General features: G+C 66.9%; 13 protein-coding genes and 1 riboswitch. Of the genes, 9 read left to right on the top strand and 4 right to left on the bottom strand.

Going from position 1 to position 17145, the window contains the following annotated elements; all coding sequences use genetic code 11:
* A complete protein-coding gene (gene cbiE / locus O6P39_RS03255; RefSeq protein WP_275610001.1) occupies window positions 1–1212 on the bottom strand; it encodes a precorrin-6y C5,15-methyltransferase (decarboxylating) subunit CbiE in 1212 nt (403 codons plus the stop codon).
* A 70-nt stretch (window positions 1213–1282) separates the two neighbouring features.
* Window positions 1283–1524: riboswitch (cobalamin riboswitch) on the top strand.
* Between the two features lie 86 nt (window positions 1525–1610).
* On the opposite strand from cbiE, the gene cobG reads away from it, so the two are divergent.
* From cobG to O6P39_RS03215, 8 genes are all read left to right on the top strand, one after another.
* Complete coding sequence (gene cobG, locus O6P39_RS03250; protein ID WP_275610000.1) at window positions 1611–2951, top strand: precorrin-3B synthase; 1341 nt, start codon at window positions 1611–1613, stop codon at window positions 2949–2951.
* Complete coding sequence (locus tag O6P39_RS03245) at window positions 2944–3570, top strand: precorrin-8X methylmutase (RefSeq protein ID WP_275609999.1); 627 nt, start codon at window positions 2944–2946, stop codon at window positions 3568–3570. The genes cobG and O6P39_RS03245 overlap by 8 nt, the downstream gene beginning before the upstream one ends.
* Complete coding sequence (locus O6P39_RS03240) at window positions 3567–4310, top strand: precorrin-2 C(20)-methyltransferase (RefSeq protein ID WP_275609998.1); 744 nt, start codon at window positions 3567–3569, stop codon at window positions 4308–4310. The genes O6P39_RS03245 and O6P39_RS03240 overlap by 4 nt, the downstream gene beginning before the upstream one ends.
* Window positions 4310–5959, top strand: coding sequence for a precorrin-3B C(17)-methyltransferase (gene cobJ / locus O6P39_RS03235; protein ID WP_275609997.1), 1650 nt, complete (start codon window positions 4310–4312; stop codon window positions 5957–5959). Before O6P39_RS03240 ends, cobJ begins: the two co-directional genes overlap by 1 nt.
* A gap of 188 nt (window positions 5960–6147) precedes the next feature.
* Window positions 6148–6645 carry a sigma-70 family RNA polymerase sigma factor gene (locus O6P39_RS03230; protein ID WP_275609996.1) on the top strand — a complete coding sequence of 166 codons (498 nt, stop codon included), beginning with the start codon at window positions 6148–6150 and terminating at the stop codon, window positions 6643–6645.
* Window positions 6642–7607: a FecR family protein gene (locus O6P39_RS03225; RefSeq protein ID WP_275609995.1), complete on the top strand. Its 966-nt coding sequence runs from the start codon at window positions 6642–6644 to the stop codon at window positions 7605–7607. Before O6P39_RS03230 ends, O6P39_RS03225 begins: the two co-directional genes overlap by 4 nt.
* A gap of 189 nt (window positions 7608–7796) precedes the next feature.
* On the top strand, window positions 7797–10241 hold the full coding sequence (locus O6P39_RS03220) for a TonB-dependent siderophore receptor (protein ID WP_275609994.1): 2445 nt from the start codon (window positions 7797–7799) through the stop codon (window positions 10239–10241).
* 174 nt (window positions 10242–10415) lie between these two features.
* A complete protein-coding gene (locus O6P39_RS03215) occupies window positions 10416–11744 on the top strand; it encodes an MFS transporter (protein WP_275609993.1) in 1329 nt (442 codons plus the stop codon).
* A gap of 52 nt (window positions 11745–11796) precedes the next feature.
* On the opposite strand, the gene O6P39_RS03210 is transcribed toward O6P39_RS03215, so the two are convergent.
* The 3 genes from O6P39_RS03210 to O6P39_RS03200 all read right to left on the bottom strand — a co-directional run bounded on the left by O6P39_RS03210 (window position 11797) and on the right by O6P39_RS03200 (window position 14067).
* On the bottom strand, window positions 11797–11985 hold the full coding sequence (locus tag O6P39_RS03210) for a hypothetical protein (RefSeq protein WP_275609992.1): 189 nt from the start codon (window positions 11983–11985) through the stop codon (window positions 11797–11799).
* 177 nt (window positions 11986–12162) lie between these two features.
* On the bottom strand, window positions 12163–12660 hold the full coding sequence (gene ssb, locus O6P39_RS03205) for a single-stranded DNA-binding protein (protein WP_207884728.1): 498 nt from the start codon (window positions 12658–12660) through the stop codon (window positions 12163–12165).
* An 18-nt stretch (window positions 12661–12678) separates the two neighbouring features.
* Window positions 12679–14067: an MFS transporter gene (locus O6P39_RS03200; RefSeq protein ID WP_275609991.1), complete on the bottom strand. Its 1389-nt coding sequence runs from the start codon at window positions 14065–14067 to the stop codon at window positions 12679–12681.
* A gap of 214 nt (window positions 14068–14281) precedes the next feature.
* On the opposite strand from O6P39_RS03200, the gene uvrA reads away from it, so the two are divergent.
* On the top strand, window positions 14282–17116 hold the full coding sequence (gene uvrA, locus O6P39_RS03195) for an excinuclease ABC subunit UvrA (protein WP_275609990.1): 2835 nt from the start codon (window positions 14282–14284) through the stop codon (window positions 17114–17116).
* The last annotated feature ends 29 nt before the right edge of the window (window positions 17117–17145 follow it).

Raw genomic sequence — 17145 nt, 5'->3', positions numbered from 1 at the left:
TCAGTCGGCCAGCGGTTTCCAGACTTCCAACAGGGTAATCGGCAACGCCGCGCGCCAGGTATCGAAACCACCCAGCGGAAGGGCCTGGGCCACGGCAAGACGAGTCAGTTCGCCACCGATGCGCTCGCGCCAGCTCACCAACAGCGCCTCGCTTTGCAGGGTGACGGCGTTGGCGACCAGACGGCCGCCCGGCTTGAGCTGCTCCCAGCAATGTTCGAGGACGCCCGGCACGGTCACGCCGCCGCCGATGAAGATCGCGTCGGGGCGTTCCAGCCCTTGCAGCGCCTCCGGCGCCGCGCCGCAGACCAGCTGCAACGCCGGCACGCCGAGGGCGTCGCGGTTGAAGCGGATGTGCTCCTGGCGCCCATCGTTCGCCTCGATGGCCAGGGCGCGGCAACTCGGATGGGCGCGCATCCATTCGATACCGATGGAGCCGCAGCCGGCGCCGACGTCCCAGAGCAGCTCGCCCGGCCTGGGCGCCAGGCGCGCCAGGGTCACGGCGCGCACGTCGCGCTTGGTCAGTTGGCCGTCGTGGCGGAAGGCGTCATCCGGCAGGCCGGTGGTCAGCGGCAGGCGAACGGCATCGGCGCCAGCCACGCATTCCACCGCCACCAGGTTCAGGGCGGCGCTGCTGTTCAGCGACCAATCGCTGGCCAGGCCATCGATACGCCGCTCGGATTCGCCACCCAGGTGTTCCAGCACACTGATCCGGCTCGGGCCGAAACCGCGTTCGCGCAGCAGCGCGGCAATGGCGGCCGGGCTGTTGCCGTCGTTACTGAGGATCAGCAGCTTCGCACCATCATGAATCTGCGCATTGAGCGCCGCCAAGGGGCGAGCCACCAGGGACAGCAAGGTGCACTCCTGTAGCGCCCAGCCCAGCCGCGCGGCGGCCAGCGAAGCGGAGGACGGCGCGGAAAGCACAAGCACCTCCTCAGCCGGAATCTGACGGGCGAGACTCGCGCCAACCCCGAACCACATCGGGTCGCCGCTGGCCAGCACGCAGGTCGGCTGGCCACGCCGGCGCAGCACCGGCTCCAGGCTGAACGGGCTCGGCCAGGCCTGGCGATTGGCCCGCAGGCAGTGCGGCAGCAGCTCCAGCTGGCGCGGCGCGCCGATCACCTCGCTGGCGCCGAGCAGCGCACGGCGCGCGGCCTTGCCGAGGCCGGCGTAACCGTCCTCGCCGATGCCGACGATGGTCAGCCAAGGCGTCATGGGAATTCCTCTGAAGGGGTGCGGCGATCGATCCGACGGGCAGGCTTGTCCCGCCCTCGGGCAAAGCAGGCATAATACCCGCATCGTCGGTGCTCGTAGGACGCTTCGCTGTTTGAAGGCGATGCATCCGAGAGCCGAAGAGGGAACACGGTTGAACCGTGGCTGCCCCCGCAACTGTAAGCAGCGAGTCCGCGCAATCCGACCGCATGATGATCTTTTTCATGCAGTCGATCAGGCCACTGGGTAACCGGGAAGGCCGCGCAGGATGACGACCTGTCAGCCAGGAGACCTGCCGACGAGACCAGTCGCGCGTGCGGACATCGAGCGGGGTGTATCGGTGTCGTGAAGTCCCCCGTGGGGGATTCGCAGGTCACCGCGACCCAGCCCTGGTGACCTCAGTGCACGAATCCTCCGTTCTGCCCGTCCGTCCGTCAGCCTGCCCCGGCCTGCTGCGCATCGTGCCCTCCCGCGATGGCGGCATCTGCCGCATCAAGCTGCCCTGTGGACAACTCGATGCCCGCGCCGCGCGCGCCATCGCCCAGGCAGCCAAGCGCCATGCCGACGGCGTGCTGGAAGCGACCAACCGCGCCAACCTGCAGATCCGTGGCATACACGCCGGTATCGAGAACACGCTGAGCCGCGAGCTGCTGGCCGCTGGCCTCGGCCCGCGCGAGCTGGCGGCCGACGACGTGCGCAACCTGCTGGTCAGCCCGGCCCTCGGCTTGGACATGGCATTCGACGCCAGGCGACTGGCTCACCAGTTGCTCGATCTGCTGGAAGACACCCCGCGCTTCCACAGCCTGTCACCCAAGTTCGGCATCCAGCTGGACGGCGGCGAAGCGCTGGCAATGCTGGAGCATCCCAACGATATCTGGCTGTCGGCGATTTCCGACGCTGCGGCGCCGCTGTTCGCCTTCGGCCTGGCCGGTTGCCCACCACGAAACGAGACGGATCGCCCCGCCCTCGCCGCTGTCACCGCCGAGCAGGTGCCACTGCTGGTGGAAACCCTGTTGCACCTGTTCCTCGATCTCGCCGGCGATGGCCAGACGCGCATGCGCCATCTGCGCGAAACGCTCGGCGACAAGACGCTGCTGGAGCACCTGCAGCAACGCCTGCCCTTCGCCCTGCAACTCGGCCCGGTTGTGGATAACTGGCGTCGTCCTGCGCCGACAGCCTTTGCGCACCTCGGGATTCATCCGCAGCGCCAGCCGGACCGCGCCATGGTCGGCGCAGGATTCGTCCTCGGACGGCTCGACAGCACCCTGCTGCTCGGCCTGGCCGATCTCGCCGAGCGCTTCAGTGGCGGACAACTGCGTCTGACGCCCTGGCAAAGTCTGATCCTCCCCGATGTGGCCCAGTCCGACGCTGCCGTCGTGCTCGCTGCGCTGGCGAACCTCCGGCTGCTGACCGAAGCCGCACAGCCGCTGTCGCGCATCGTCGCCTGCAGCGGTTCCAGCGGCTGCGCGCGCGGACTGGCCGACACCAAGGCCGATGCCCTGCGCCTGGCCGAGCGTTTGCGCCACGCGCCTCCGGCCGGCGTGCACCTGTGCGGTTGCCCACGTTCCTGCGCCGCCGCCCACGTCGCGCCCTACACCCTGCTGGCCGTCGCCGACGGCCGCTATGACCTGTTCCGTCGCGCCGATGGCGTGGCCGGCTTCGGCCAGCCGCTGGCGCGCAACCTTTCCCTCGATGCCGCCGGCGACCTGCTCGCCGCGCCCGGAGTCCCCACCGATGCTTGATTACATCCGCGACGGCCAGGCGATCTATCGCCAATCCTTCGCCACCATCCGCGCCGAAGCCGACCTGTCCGGCATTCCCGCCGATCTGGAAAAGCTCGCCGTCCGGGTGATCCACGCCTGCGGCATGGTCGATGTGGTGCAGGACCTGCGCTTCTCCGAAGGTGCCGGTGCCATCGGCCGTGCAGCCCTGGCCAACGGCGCGCCAATCCTCTGCGATGCGCGGATGGTCGCCGAGGGCATCACCCGCGCGCGCCTGCCGGCCCACAACGAGGTGATCTGCACGCTCAACGATCCGGACGTTCCGGCGCTCGCCCGCGAGCTGGGCAACACCCGCTCGGCGGTGGCGCTGGAGCACTGGCGCGAGCACCTGGAAGGCAGCGTGGTGGTAATCGGCAACGCGCCGACCGCCCTCTTCTACCTGCTGGAAATGCTCGATGCAGGCGCGCCGAAACCCGCGCTGATCCTCGGCTTCCCGGTGGGTTTCGTCGGCGCCATGGAGTCCAAGGACGCCCTCGCCGCCGATAGCCGTGGCGTGCCCTACGTGATCGTCCGCGGTCGCCGCGGCGGCAGCGCGATGGCGGCCGCCGCGGTGAACGCCCTGGCCACGGAGGTGGAATGATGGCTGGCCGTCTCATCGGCCTGGGCGTCGGCCCGGGCGACCCGGAACTGCTGACCCTCAAGGCCCTGCGCCTGCTGCGCGCCTCCCCGGTGATCGGCTACTTCGTGGCCAAGGCCAAGCACCATGCCGGCCAGGGCGGCAACGCCTTCGCCATCATCGAGGAGCACCTGCTGGAAACGCAGCAACGCCTGCCGCTGGTCTACCCGGTGACCACCGAGAAGCTGGAACCTCCGCTGACCTACGAAGGGGTGATCAGCGACTTCTACGACACTGCCGCGGCACAAGTAGCGGCGCACCTGGACACCGGCCGCGACGTGGCGGTGATCTGCGAGGGCGATCCGTTCTTCTACGGCTCCTACATGTACCTGCACGACCGTCTTTCGGAGCGGTATGACACCGAAGTCGTACCCGGCGTCTGCTCCATGCTCGGCAGCGCGGCGGTGCTCGGCGTGCCGCTGGTGTACCGCAACCAGAGCCTTTCGGTGCTGTCCGGCGTGCTGCCCGAAGACGAGCTCAAGCGCCGCCTGGCTGACGCCGATGCGGCAGTGGTAATGAAGCTCGGGCGCAACTTCGACAAGGTCCGCCGCGTGCTGCGCGAACTGGGCCGCGACGGCGGCGCCCATTACGTCGAGCGGGCCACCATGCGCGAGCAGCGCATTGTGGCGCTGGACGACGTGGACCCGATGGCCTCGCCCTACTTCTCGATGATCGTCATCCCCGGCCAGCGGTGGAACGGCTGATGCGCGCCGCCATCGTCATTCTCGGCCAGGGTGCGCTGGCCACCGCGCGACGCCTCCAGGGGGTTTATCCGCAGGCGCGCGTGCTGGGCCTGAAGGACCGCGTCGAAGGCGCCGACGAGTCCTACGCAAACTTCGGCGATACCCTGCGCCAGCTGTACCGCGAGGACACCCCGATCATCGCCTTGTGCGCTGCCGGCATCGTCATCCGCACCCTCGCTCCATTGCTCGTCGAAAAGGGCGCGGAGCCTCCCGTGCTGGCCGTCGCCGAAGACGGCAGCGCCGTGGTGCCGTTGCTCGGCGGCCTGGGCGGGGTGAACCGCATGGCCCGCGAGATCGCCGCCGCGCTGGATGTGGCGCCAGCGATCACTACCAGCGGCGAACTGCGCTTCGGCGCCTGCCTGCTCGACCCGCCCCAAGGCTATGCCCTGGCCGATATCGAGCAAGGCAAACGCTTCGTCTCCGACCTGCTGGGCGGCGATACCCTGCGCATCGAAGGCGACGCGCCCTGGCTGGACGAGCTGGACCTGCCGCTGGCCGAGGACGCCGCGCACACCCTGCGCATCGACGCGCGCGCCACTGGCATTGCACAGAACGAGCTGCGTATCCATCCGCGCATCGTGCTCGCCCACGTCACGCTGGTGGATTCGCAGTTACCCCAGCGCATCCGCCAGGGTATGGTGCAAGCCGGGTTGGCCGAGGCATCACTGGCCGCGCTGGTGGCGCCGCGCTGCCGCATGGCCGATCCCGCCCTGGCTGGTGCCGCCGCCGAGCTGGGCGTTCCACTGCGCTTTATCCACGAAGATGAAGCACTGCCGCCGGACGTGCTGCACGGCGACTCCTTCCATCTGCTCCGCGCCGCGACGCCCGCCGAAGCCGAGCGCATCGGCCAGCCGCGCGGGCGGCTCAGCGTGATCGGCCTCGGCCCCGGCGCCAGCGACTTCATGATCCCCGCCGTGCGGCGCGCACTGGACGAGGCGCAGGACCTGCTCGGCTACGAAACCTACGTGAACATGGCCGAGCCACTGCGCGACGACCAGGTACGCCACTGCACCGACAACCGCGAAGAAAAGCAGCGCGCCCGCCACGCCTTCGAGCTGGCCGCCAGCGGACGGCGGGTGGTGGTGATTTCATCCGGCGACCCCGGCGTGTTCGCCATGGCCGCTGCGGTGATGGAAGCACTGCATGAAAGCAGCGATCCGCACTGGCACGGCGTGGAGCTGGAGGTGCTGCCGGGTGTATCCGCCGCCCTGGCCGCCGCCGCCAAGGCCGGCGCGCCGCTGGGGCATGATTTCTGTCTGATCTCGCTGTCGGACAACCTCAAGCCCTGGGAGACGATCGAGAAGCGACTCGACCATGCCGGCGCCGCCGACCTGGCCATGGCCTTCTACAACCCCATCTCCAAGGCACGCCCATGGCAACTGGGGCGCGCACTGGAGATCGTCCGCCAGCACCGCGCGCCGGAAACCCTGGTGGTGCTCGGCCGCGATATCGGCCGCCCAGCCGAGGCACTGCGGGTGCTGACGCTCGGCGAGCTGGTGCCGGAGATGGTGGATATGCGCACCCTGGTAATCGTCGGCTCGTCCCTGACCCGCCGCTTCCCCCGCGCAGGGGGCGGCGATTGGGTGTATACGCCGCGCTGGTACCGCTGAAGGCCGGCATGGCCGCTTTTCGTAGGAGCGAGCTTGCTCGCGAACGTTCCGGCACCGCAGCTACCGGGGAAATCTGTTCGCGAGCAAGCTCGCTCCTACAACAACACCGATCCGGCGAGCACGCTTGCAAATGGCCAATGGCTTATTGAAAATGCGACAAATTATCATTTGCAGCATTTCGCTCGCCCATGTCATCCACTTTCGATGTCCACGCGCTCTACAGTGACCACCACGGCTGGCTGCACAACTGGTTGCGCAGCCGGCTGGGCAATGCCGCCGATGCCGCGGACCTGGCCCAGGACACCTTCGTGCGCGTGCTGCTCAAGCCCGAGCGCATCGAACTGCACACGCCGCGCGCCTTCCTGCGGGTCATCGCCCGCGGCCTGGTGATCGACCACTGGCGGCGCGAGGAACTCGAGCGCGCCTACCTCGACGCCATCGCCCATCTGCCTCAAGCGGAAGTGCCCTCGGCGGAGGCACGGCAGAGCATCCTGCAGTTGCTGGAAAACATCGCCCGCCTGCTCGACGGCCTCAAGCCCAAGGTGCGCAGCGCCTTCCTGCTGGCCCAATGCGAGGGCCTGCCCCATGCGCAGATCGCCAAGCAGCTCGGCGTCTCCGTGCGCTCGGTGGAGCGCTACGTCGCCGAAGCGCTGTTCCACTGCTACCAGCTGCGGTACGCCGAATGAACGGCGCCAGCCTCGCGCCCGATCCACGGGTGGTGAAACAGGCGATCCAGTGGACCCTGCGCCTGAACGGCGATCCCGCCCCTGAGTTGCTCAGCGCCTGCCAGCACTGGCGCCAGGCCAACCCCGAACACGAAACCGCCTGGCTGCGGGTGCAGGCGCTGAACAGCGAACTGGCAGCCGGTTACCAGGCCGTGCCGGGCGCCCGCATGGCGCTGGAGAACACCACCCAGCGCTTGCAGCGGCGCCAGGCGCTGAAGCTGCTCTCCTCCCTCGCGATCGGTGCCTCAGCGTTGTGGCTGGCCCGCGAGGTCGCCCCCTGGCAACGCTGGATGGCCGACTACAGCACCGCCACCGGCGAGCGCAAGCGCTTCACCCTGGCCGACGGCAGCGTGCTGCAACTGAACACCGACAGCGCGGTGAACGTGCGCTTCGACTCGCGCCAGCGCCTGCTGCTTCTGGAGCGCGGCGAGATGCTGCTGAGCACGGCGAAGGATGCCGCGCGGCCACTGCGGGTGAGCAATCGCGACGGCCTGTTCGAGGCACTGGGCACGCGTTTCGTCCTGCGCCAGGACGAGCGCTCCACGCGCCTGAGCGTCGCGGACGGTTCGGTGGCCATCGCCCCACGCGTGCGCGGCCAGGCCACCGCCATCGCCAAGGCCGGGCAGACCTACGAGATCAACGGCGACAGCGCCCTGCTGGCCGAGCGCAGCAACATGGACAGCTGCGCCTGGGTCGACGGCCTGATCGTCACCCGCAACATGCGTCTGGCGGACTTCCTCGCTGAGATCGGTCGCTATCGCCATGGGCATCTGCATTGCGATGCGAGCGTGGCCGACCTGCGCCTCTCCGGGGTGTTCCGCCTAGACGACACCGATCAATTGCTGGCCCTGCTGCCGCAGACGCTTCCCGTGCGGGTGGAGAAGCGTACGGGTTGGTGGGTGACGGTGAGCGCACGGAGCTGAGCCCGCGCTGGAACGTAGGGCGGATAACGTTCGACGTTATCCGCCGTTTAGCCGGGGTAGCAAAGCACGTCGAGTTCGGCCTTGGGTAACATTTCTTCGCAATCGAGAATTATTTTTGTCGGGTTTCGCCGCGTCGGCCGGCAAGGAGGAATAACCCGTTCATTTCCCTTCCTCTCCGGAACCCCATCCATGCGAGCCGTTCACGTCCCGATGCCGTCCCCCACCCCGTCCAGCGCCAACCGCCTGGCCCATGCCGTACGCGGCGCCCTGCTCTGTGCGAGCCTGGGCGCCAGCCTGCCGCTGACCGCCTTGGCCGCCGACGCTGCCGCCATCACCAACAGCCGCGCCTACGCCATTCCGGCCGGGCCCTTGGGCGAGGTGCTGAACAGCTTCGCCCGCAAGGCGGGGATTACCCTGTCGGCCACCCCGGAGCAGACGCGCGGGCTGAACTCGGCCGGCCTGAACGGCACCTATTCGGTAGACCAGGGCCTGTCGCGCCTGCTGGTGGATACGCCGCTGGAGGCCGCGGACCAGGGCAACGGCAACTACGTACTGCGCCCCGCCGCACCGACCGACGTGCTGGCCATGCCCTCCAGCGACGTGTTCGCCCTGGGCAACGCGCTGGGCGAGGAAGACGGCTACCTGGCAACCCACAGCCAGATCGCCACCAAGACCTCCAAGTCCTTGCTGGAAACCAGCCAGAGCGTCTCGGTGATCACTCGCGAGCAGATCGACGACACCGCCTCCAAGACCGTGCAACAGGCCATGCGCTACACCCCCGGCATCTTCACCGGCCAGGTCGGCGCATCGAACCGCTACGACTACGTGGTGATGCGCGGCTTCGCCGACAACAGCGTGGACAACATCTACCTCGACGGCCTGAAGGCCATGGGCGACAGCGGCACCTTCAGCTCGATGCAGATCGACCCGTACTTCCTCGAACGCATCGACGTGGTCAAAGGCCCGTCCTCAGTGCTCTACGGCCGCAGCCTGCCGGGCGGGCTGGTGGCGCTGACCAGCAAGAAGCCGCTGTACGAGGACTACCACCAGATCACCGGTACCGTCGGCAACATGGGCCAGAAGGAAATGGGCTTCGACTTCAGCGGACCGCTGGATGAGGAAAAGCGCATCGCCTATCGACTGGTCGGCCTGGGCAAGGGCTCGGACACCCAGTTCGACCACGTCAAGGAAGAGCGCTACGCCATTGCCCCGACCCTGGCCATCGACTTCACCGACGACACCACGCTGACCCTGCAGGGTTACCTGCAGCACGACCCGAACGGCGGCTACCACGGCGGTGTACCGGCTGATGGCGCACTGTTCCACCACAACGGCCAGAAGATCTCCCGCGAGTTCTTCGACGGCGAGCCGAGCCAGGACGACTTCGACCGCACCCAGCGCCTGTTTGGCTACCAGCTGGAGCACCGCTTCGACGACGTCTGGACCGCGCGGCAGAACTTCCGCTATCTGGACTCCGACGTGGACCTCTCGCAGGTCTATGCGTACGGCTGGAGCGCGCCGGACGAGAACACCCTGAACCGCTACTTCTCCGGCGCCCGTGAGCACCTGCAGGCGTACATCGTGGATAACATGGCCCAGGCCGAGTTCGACACCGGCGCCGCCAGACACACCTTGCTGATGGGCCTGGATTACCAGCGCCGCCGCACCAGCGTGGACTGGTCCTCCGGCCAAGCCGCCCCGCTGGATGCGTTCAATCCGCACTATGGCAACGACGCCATCAGCTACTACCCGGACGACAACCACACACGTCGCCTGGAACAGACCGGCGTCTACCTGCAGGACCTGATCGACATCGACAACTGGCGCTTCTCCCTCGGCATGCGCGAGGACTGGGTGACGGTCGAGGACAAGAACCGCAGCACCGGCAGCAAGGCCGACGACGACTGGAAGAAATTCACCGGACGCGTCGGTGCGCTGTACCTGTTCGACAATGGCGTCGCGCCGTACATCAGCTACTCCGAGTCGTTCAACCCCAACGCCTACTCCGACCAGTCCGGCACGCCGCTGGAGCCGACCGAGGGCAAGCAATGGGAAGCCGGCCTGAAGTTCCAGCCCGAGGGCAGCCGCAGCCTGTACACCGCCTCGATCTTCCACATCACCCAGGAGAACGTTGCCTCCAAGGAGCCGCAGGACAACTTCTACACCTCCGTGGGCGAAGTGCGCTCCCAGGGCTTCGAGCTGGAAGCCCACACCCAGGTCACCGACAACCTCAAGGTGCTCGGCAGCTACACCTACACCGACATCACCTACACGAAGTCTCTGGACGGCAACCAGGGCCACACCCCGAACCAGGCGCCCAAGCACATGGCCTCGCTGTGGGCCGATTACGGCTTCGACGCAGGCCCGCTAGATGGCCTCTCCCTTGGAGGCGGCGCCCGTTACGTCGGCGAGACCTGGGCGGACAAGGAGAACACCCTGCGCGTGCCGGACTACACCCTGGTGGATGCGCGCATCGGCTACGACCTGTCCCGCGTCGGCCTGAAGGGGCTGGACGTCAGCCTCAACGCCAACAACCTGCTGGACAAGGACTACGTGGCGTCCTGCTACAGCCTGGACTTCTGCTACTTCGGCGAAAAACGCAACGTCACCGCAACGGTGAACTACCAGTTCTGATCGCACCGTCCAGTCGTTGCAGGGGCCCGGCCCCTGCAACTTCCTCTTACAAATACCCCCCCCTATACCCCCCCTTCGGGTGAGTTCTGCCGCGAGACCACCCTCCTATCCTCGACGCTCCTGTCCGCTTGCGAACACAACAAGAACAATCTGGCCACGCCAGCAGGAGCAACCATGAGTCAAACGTTCGAGACGACCGCGTCGCCCACGACCAACTCGCCGGCCTCGCCCCGGGCGCTTTACCGCAAGGTGATCTGGCGCCTGCTGCCATTCCTGGTCGTCGCCTACGCGATCAACGCCATCGACCGCCTCAACATCTCCTTCGCCAAATTGCGCATGGCCGAAGATATCGCCCTGAGCGAGGCCGCCTACGGGATCGGCGCCGGCATCTTCTACCTGGGCTATATCCTCTTCGAGGTGCCCAGCAACCTGTACATGCAGCGCGTCGGCGCCCGCGCCACGCTCACACGGATCATGGTGCTGTGGGGCATGGTCACCGTCGCCACCGCCTTCGTCACCACCGCCAACCAACTGATCGTCGCGCGGTTCTTCCTCGGGGTCGCCGAAGCCGGGTTCTTCCCGGGCGTCATTCTCTACCTCACCTACTGGTTCCCCAGCGAACTGCGCGGCCGGATCACCGCCGTGTTCATCATGTCGGCGATGGTCGCCGGCATCACCAGCGGACCACTGGCCGGCTGGATCATGACCCACTTCCACGGCTGGATGGGTCTGCGCGACTGGCAGGTGCTGTTTGTCCTGGAAGGCATCCCCGCCATGCTGCTGGGGGTGTTCGGCTGGTACTGGCTGGCGGATCGCCCACGCGACGCGAAATGGCTGAGCGACGAGGAGAAGGACCGCCTGGAAGCCGCACTGGCCACCGAGCCGGAAAAATCCGGCGACCACGGTCGCTTGCTCGACGTGCTGCGCGATCCGCGGGTGTACATCGCCGGGCTGGTGTTCTTCTGCGTCTACAGCGGCTCGAACACCGTGTCGTACTGGATGCCGACACTGATCCGCGGCTTCGGCGTGGAGGACTTGAGGTCCATCGGGCTGCTCGCCAGCCTGCCCTACGCGGTGGGCATCGTCGGCATGTACCTGCTCGGCCGCAGCTCGGACAAACGCCAGGAGCGCCGCTGGCACGTCGGCGCGACCATGCTGGTCAGCGCCAGCAGCTTCTTCCTGCTCGGCCTCGTCCAGGGCCACCTGCTGCTCTCGGTGATCCTGATGACCGTCGGCGCAGCGACGGCGATGTCCGCCCTCTCGCTGTTCTGGACCATCCCACCGGCGCTGCTCAGCCCGACACGGGCAGCCGGCGGCATCGCGGTGATCAGCGCCATCGGCGGCCTGGCGGGGGTGATCAGCCAGATCGTGGTCGGGGCGATCAAGACCGCCACCGGCAGCCTGTACCTGGCCTTCGACGTGATCGGCGTAACCCTGGCAATCGGCGCGCTGATCCTGCTGCTCGGCATTCCGGCGCATCAACTGCGAAAACGCCCGCACTGATCCACCGACGGCAGAAGGCCCCGCTTTGGCGGGGCCTTCTGCTCCGGTCTGACTAGAACTCTGCCGCCTGGCGGTGGCGTGTCTCCAATTCCAGAGAGGTGCGGTAGGCGTGCGCCTCACGCTCGGTATGGAAGATGCCGACCAACTGGCCTTCCTGGTACACATCCCAGCAACGCCCGCCCAGGGCGCGGAACTCGCGGGATTTATGGTCGTCGTCACGCTCGGTCACTGTAATGCTCATGTCTTTTCTTCTCCGGTTTTGCCACACATCAAGGCAATTCCAGAATCATTTAATTAGCTAGCTAATTAAATAGTCGCTTTCGAGAAAGACTGTTGCGGACCTTCGCCAAAACGAGCGTCCCAGAAACGCAAAAGCGCAGCTCGAAGGCTGCGCTCTTGGTGACTCCAACCGTTGGGTTTAGAACGGAATGTCGTCGTCGAAGCTGTCGTAGTCCGGGGCCGGCTGCGGAGCGGGCTGGGACTGCTGCTGCGGGGCCGGACGCGGTGCCTGCTGCGGGCGCTGCTGAGGCTCACGCGGGGCGCGCGGAGCGTCGTCGCCACCGGCACCCGGACGGCCGCCGAGCAGCTGCATGTTGCCGTTGATGTCGACCACGATCTCGGTGGTGTAGCGGTCCTGACCGTCCTGGCCCTGCCACTTGCGAGTGCGCAGGCTGCCTTCGACGTAGATCTGCGAACCCTTGCGCACGTACTCGGCGACGATTTCCGCCAGGCGACCGAAGAACACCACGCGGTGCCACTCGGTACGTTCCTGCTGCTGGCCGGTCTGCTTGTCCTTCCAGCTCTCGCTGGTGGCCAGGGTGACGTTGGTCACCGCGTTGCCGTTGGGCATGTAACGGGTTTCCGGATCGCCACCGACGTTACCCACCAGAATGACTTTGTTAACCCCACGGGCCATGACGCTCTCCTAAAGGCTTCAGCACGTCGCCGGCTCGGCGCCAGCCAGGCGCTCGAGGGACGTGCGATCCACTTGTTGGGAATCTACTTTGACATAAGCGGCGGCCTCTTCGATGACCACCATCACATCGCTCACACCGGGCAATGCCTTGAAACGCTCGGCCAACGAGGCATCGCGCAGCGCCTCATCGGAAAGAGGCAGACGAATGCTCGTTACATACGGCGGTTCACGCATGGTAACAGCAATCGCCAGCCAGATGGCAGCAAGGACCGCGCAGCCGATGAATACCCCGTTCAGGCCGCCGTGCTGGAACATCCAGCCGCCCAGAATGCCGCCCACCGCGGCGCCGAGGAACTGGCTGGTGGAGTACACGCCCATCGCCGTGCCCTTGCCGCCGGCGGGCGAAACCTTGCTCACCAGGGACGGCAGCGAGGCCTCCAGCAGGTTGAACGCGGTGAAGTAGACGATGATGCCGAACACCAGTTCCTGCAGGCTGTCGCCGAACGCCCAGAAGTACAGCTCGCAGAGCATCAGGGTCGCCACCGCGCCACTCAGCACGCGCTTCATCTGGCGCTTCTTCTCGGCGTAGATGATGAACGGCACCATGCCGAAGAAGCCCACCAGTAGCGCGGTCAGGTACACCCACCAGTGCTGCTCCTTGGGCAGCCCGGCGCGCTCTACCAGCGCCAGCGGCAGGGCCACGAAGCTGGCCATGAGGATGGCATGCAGGACCAGGATGCCGGCGTCCAGGCGCAGCAGTTCGCCGTTCTTCAGGGTCGGGATCAGCGACTGCCTGGCCACGCTGGATTCGCGGTGCTGCATGCGATGGTCCGGGGTCGGCACAACGAACAGGATGATCAGCATGCCCACCAGGGCCATGCCGGCGGTGAACCAGAACAGGCCGTGCAGGCCGAACCAGTGGGTCAGCACCGGGCCGGCAACCATGGCCACGGCGAAGGACACACCGATGCTCATGCCGATCATCGCCATGGCCTTGGTACGGTGCTGCTCGCGGGTCAAGTCGGAAAGCATCGCCATCACGGCGGCGGAGATCGCCCCGGCGCCCTGCAGCACACGGCCGGCGATGATGCCCCAGATGGAGTCGGCGTTGGCCGCCAGCGCGGCGCCGGCGGCGAATACCAGCAGGCCGACGACGATGATCGGCCGGCGGCCGATGCGGTCGGACAAGGTGCCCAGGGGAATCTGCAGGATGGCCTGGGTCAGGCCGTAGGCGCCGATGGCCAGGCCGATCAGGGCCGGAGTCGCGCCAGCGAGATCCTGGCCATAGGTCGCCAGGACCGGCAGGACCATGAACATGCCGAGCATGCGGAACGCGAAGACCAGGGACAGGCCGGCGGCCGCGCGGGTTTCGGTGCCACTCATGCGCTCAGTGTGGGAATCGTGCATAAGCCCCTCATGGGAAGACGGATGTCGGGGTTGCGCTTCAGTGCCCCCGTGACGGCGTGCCCTTCCACTCCGCGAAGGGCCGGCTGTCGCCAACGCCGAAAAATAGCCGCGCATTCTACCAGTCCTGCCGCCTGCCAGCACACTCGCGCGACTTTGCCGCACACGGATGGCCGGCCGTATACTCAGCGGTTTTCGCCCGCCATGCGAGGCCGCTGTGGACAAGATCCTCATCCGTGGGGCACGTACCCACAACCTGAAGAACATCGACCTGACTCTGCCCCGCGACAAGCTGATCGTGATCACCGGCCTGTCCGGCTCCGGCAAGTCTTCCCTGGCCTTCGACACGCTCTATGCCGAGGGCCAGCGCCGCTACGTGGAATCCCTGTCGGCCTATGCCCGGCAGTTCCTCTCGATGATGGAAAAGCCTGACGTCGACACCATCGAAGGTCTGTCGCCGGCCATTTCCATCGAGCAGAAATCCACTTCGCACAACCCGCGCTCCACCGTGGGCACCATCACCGAGATCTACGACTACCTGCGCCTGCTCTATGCGCGCGTCGGTATTCCGCGCTGCCCGGACCACGACATCCCGCTGGAGGCGCAGACCGTCAGCCAGATGGTCGACCAGGTGCTGGCGCTGCCCGAAGGCCGCAAGCTGATGCTGCTGGCCCCGGTGATCCGTGAGCGCAAGGGCGAGCACCTGGCGGTGTTCGAGGAAATGCGCGCCCAGGGCTTCGTCCGCGCCCGCGTCAACGGCAAGCTCTACGAGCTGGACGAGCTGCCCAAGCTGGACAAGAAGCTCAAGCACTCCATCGACGTGGTGGTGGACCGCTTCAAGGTGCGCGGCGACCTGCAGCAGCGCCTGGCGGAATCCTTCGAGACGGCGATCAACCTGGCCGACGGCATCGCCCTGGTTGCGCCCATGGATGATGAAGAAGGTGAGGAAATCATCTTCTCCGCCCGCTTCGCCTGCCCGATCTGCGGCCACTCGATCAGCGAGCTGGAACCCAAGCTGTTCTCCTTCAACAACCCGGCCGGCGCCTGCCCGACCTGCGACGGCCTAGGCGTGAAGCAGTTCTTCGACGCGCGCCGGGTAGTCAATGGCGAACTGACCCTGGCCGAAGGCGCGATCCGCGGCTGGGACCGGCGCAACGTCTACTACTTCCAGATGCTCGGTTCCCTGGCCGGGCACTTCGGCTTCAGCCTGGAAGAGCCCTTCCAGGACCTCGACCCGGAGCACCAGAAGTTCATCCTCAACGGCTCGGGGCGCGAGAACGTCGAATTCCGCTACCTCAACGACCGCGGCGACATCGTCAAACGCGCGCACCCGTTCGAAGGCATCCTGCCCAACCTGGAGCGCCGCTACCGCGAGACCGAGTCGGCCACCGTGCGCGAGGAACTGGCCAAGTTCCTCAGCACCCAGCCCTGCCCGGACTGCCACGGCACCCGCCTGCGCCGCGAGGCGCGCCACGTGTGGGTGGGCGACAAGACGCTGCCGGCGATCACCTCGATGCCGGTGGGCACCGCCTGTGAATACGCCGAGAGCCTGACCCTGACCGGCCGCCGCGGCGAGATCGCCTCGAAGATCCTCAAGGAGATCCGCGAACGCCTGCAGTTCCTGGTCAACGTCGGCCTCGACTACCTGACCCTGGATCGCAGCGCCGACACCCTGTCCGGCGGCGAGGCCCAGCGCATCCGCCTGGCCAGCCAGATCGGCGCAGGCCTGGTGGGCGTGATGTACATCCTCGACGAACCCTCCATCGGCCTGCACCAGCGCGACAACGAACGCCTGCTGGGCACCCTCACCCACCTACGCAACCTGGGCAACACGGTGATCGTGGTCGAGCATGACGAGGACGCGATTCGCCTGGCCGACTACGTGGTCGACATCGGCCCCGGCGCCGGCGTGCATGGTGGGCAGATCGTTGCAGAGGGGACACCGCAGGAGGTCATGGATCATCCGGACTCGGTCACCGGCAAATACCTGTCCGGCCGCACCAAGATCCTGGTTCCGGCCGAGCGCACGCCGCGCAACAAGAAGCAGTTGCTCAAGCTCAAGGGCGCGCGCGGCAACAACCTGCAGAACGTCAACCTGGAGATTCCGGTCGGCCTGTTCACCTGCGTTACCGGGGTGTCCGGCTCCGGCAAGTCGACGCTGATCAACAACACCCTGTTCCCGATCACCGCCACCGCGCTCAACGGCGCCACCAGCCTGGAGGTCGCGCCGCACGACTCCTTCGACGGCCTGCAGCACCTGGACAAGGTGGTGGACATCGACCAGAGCCCGATCGGTCGCACGCCACGCTCCAACCCCGCGACCTACACCGGCCTGTTCACACCGATCCGCGAGCTGTTCGCTGGCGTACCGGAAGCCCGTTCGCGCGGCTACGGCCCGGGGCGCTTCTCCTTCAACGTGAAGGGCGGCCGCTGCGAAGCCTGCCAGGGCGACGGCGTGATCAAGGTGGAGATGCACTTCCTGCCGGACATCTACGTCCCCTGCGACGTCTGCAAGGGCAAGCGCTACAACCGCGAGACCCTGGAAGTCCGCTACAAGGGCAAGAGCATCACCGAGGTGCTGGACATGACCATCGAGGACGCGCGCGAGTTCTTCGACGCCGTCCCGGCCATCGCCCGCAAGCTGCAGACGCTGATGGACGTCGGCCTGTCGTACATCAAGCTGGGCCAGAGCGCGACCACGCTGTCCGGCGGTGAGGCGCAGCGGGTGAAGCTGTCCCGCGAGCTGTCCAAGCGCGATACCGGCAAGACCCTGTACATCCTCGACGAGCCGACCACCGGCCTGCACTTCGCGGATATCCAGCAGTTGCTCGACGTGCTGCACCGCCTGCGCGACCACGGCAACACCGTGGTGGTGATCGAGCACAACCTGGACGTGATCAAGACCGCCGACTGGCTGGTCGACCTCGGCCCGGAGGGCGGCTCCAAGGGCGGCCAGATCATCGCCGTTGGCACGCCGGAGCAGGTCGCGGACATGGAGGCGTCGCACACCGGACGCTTCCTCAAACCGCTGCTGGAGCGCGATCGGGCCTGATCCGCGCCGGCATGAAAAAGCCCCTGCTG

This window comes from Pseudomonas sp. PSE14, from assembly GCF_029203285.1.
Classification (GTDB): Bacteria; Pseudomonadota; Gammaproteobacteria; order Pseudomonadales; family Pseudomonadaceae; genus Pseudomonas.
The sequence above is the reverse complement of the archived record's forward strand: the minus strand, read 5'-3'. Positions and strand labels throughout refer to the sequence as shown.

Bases quoted from the DNA above. Each gene is read 5' to 3' on its own strand.
- cbiE (WP_275610001.1), bottom strand. From the start codon at position 1,212: ATGACGCCTTGGCTGACCATCGTCGGCATCGGCGAGGACGGTTACGCC.
- O6P39_RS03245 (WP_275609999.1), top strand. From the start codon at position 2,944: ATGCTTGATTACATCCGCGACGGCCAGGCGATCTATCGCCAATCCTTC.
- O6P39_RS03240 (WP_275609998.1), top strand. From the start codon at position 3,567: ATGATGGCTGGCCGTCTCATCGGCCTGGGCGTCGGCCCGGGCGACCCG.
- cobJ (WP_275609997.1), top strand. From the start codon at position 4,310: ATGCGCGCCGCCATCGTCATTCTCGGCCAGGGTGCGCTGGCCACCGCG.
- O6P39_RS03230 (WP_275609996.1), top strand. From the start codon at position 6,148: ATGTCATCCACTTTCGATGTCCACGCGCTCTACAGTGACCACCACGGC.
- O6P39_RS03225 (WP_275609995.1), top strand. From the start codon at position 6,642: ATGAACGGCGCCAGCCTCGCGCCCGATCCACGGGTGGTGAAACAGGCG.
- O6P39_RS03220 (WP_275609994.1), top strand. From the start codon at position 7,797: ATGCGAGCCGTTCACGTCCCGATGCCGTCCCCCACCCCGTCCAGCGCC.
- O6P39_RS03215 (WP_275609993.1), top strand. From the start codon at position 10,416: ATGAGTCAAACGTTCGAGACGACCGCGTCGCCCACGACCAACTCGCCG.
- O6P39_RS03210 (WP_275609992.1), bottom strand. From the start codon at position 11,985: ATGAGCATTACAGTGACCGAGCGTGACGACGACCATAAATCCCGCGAG.
- ssb (WP_207884728.1), bottom strand. From the start codon at position 12,660: ATGGCCCGTGGGGTTAACAAAGTCATTCTGGTGGGTAACGTCGGTGGC.
- O6P39_RS03200 (WP_275609991.1), bottom strand. From the start codon at position 14,067: ATGCACGATTCCCACACTGAGCGCATGAGTGGCACCGAAACCCGCGCG.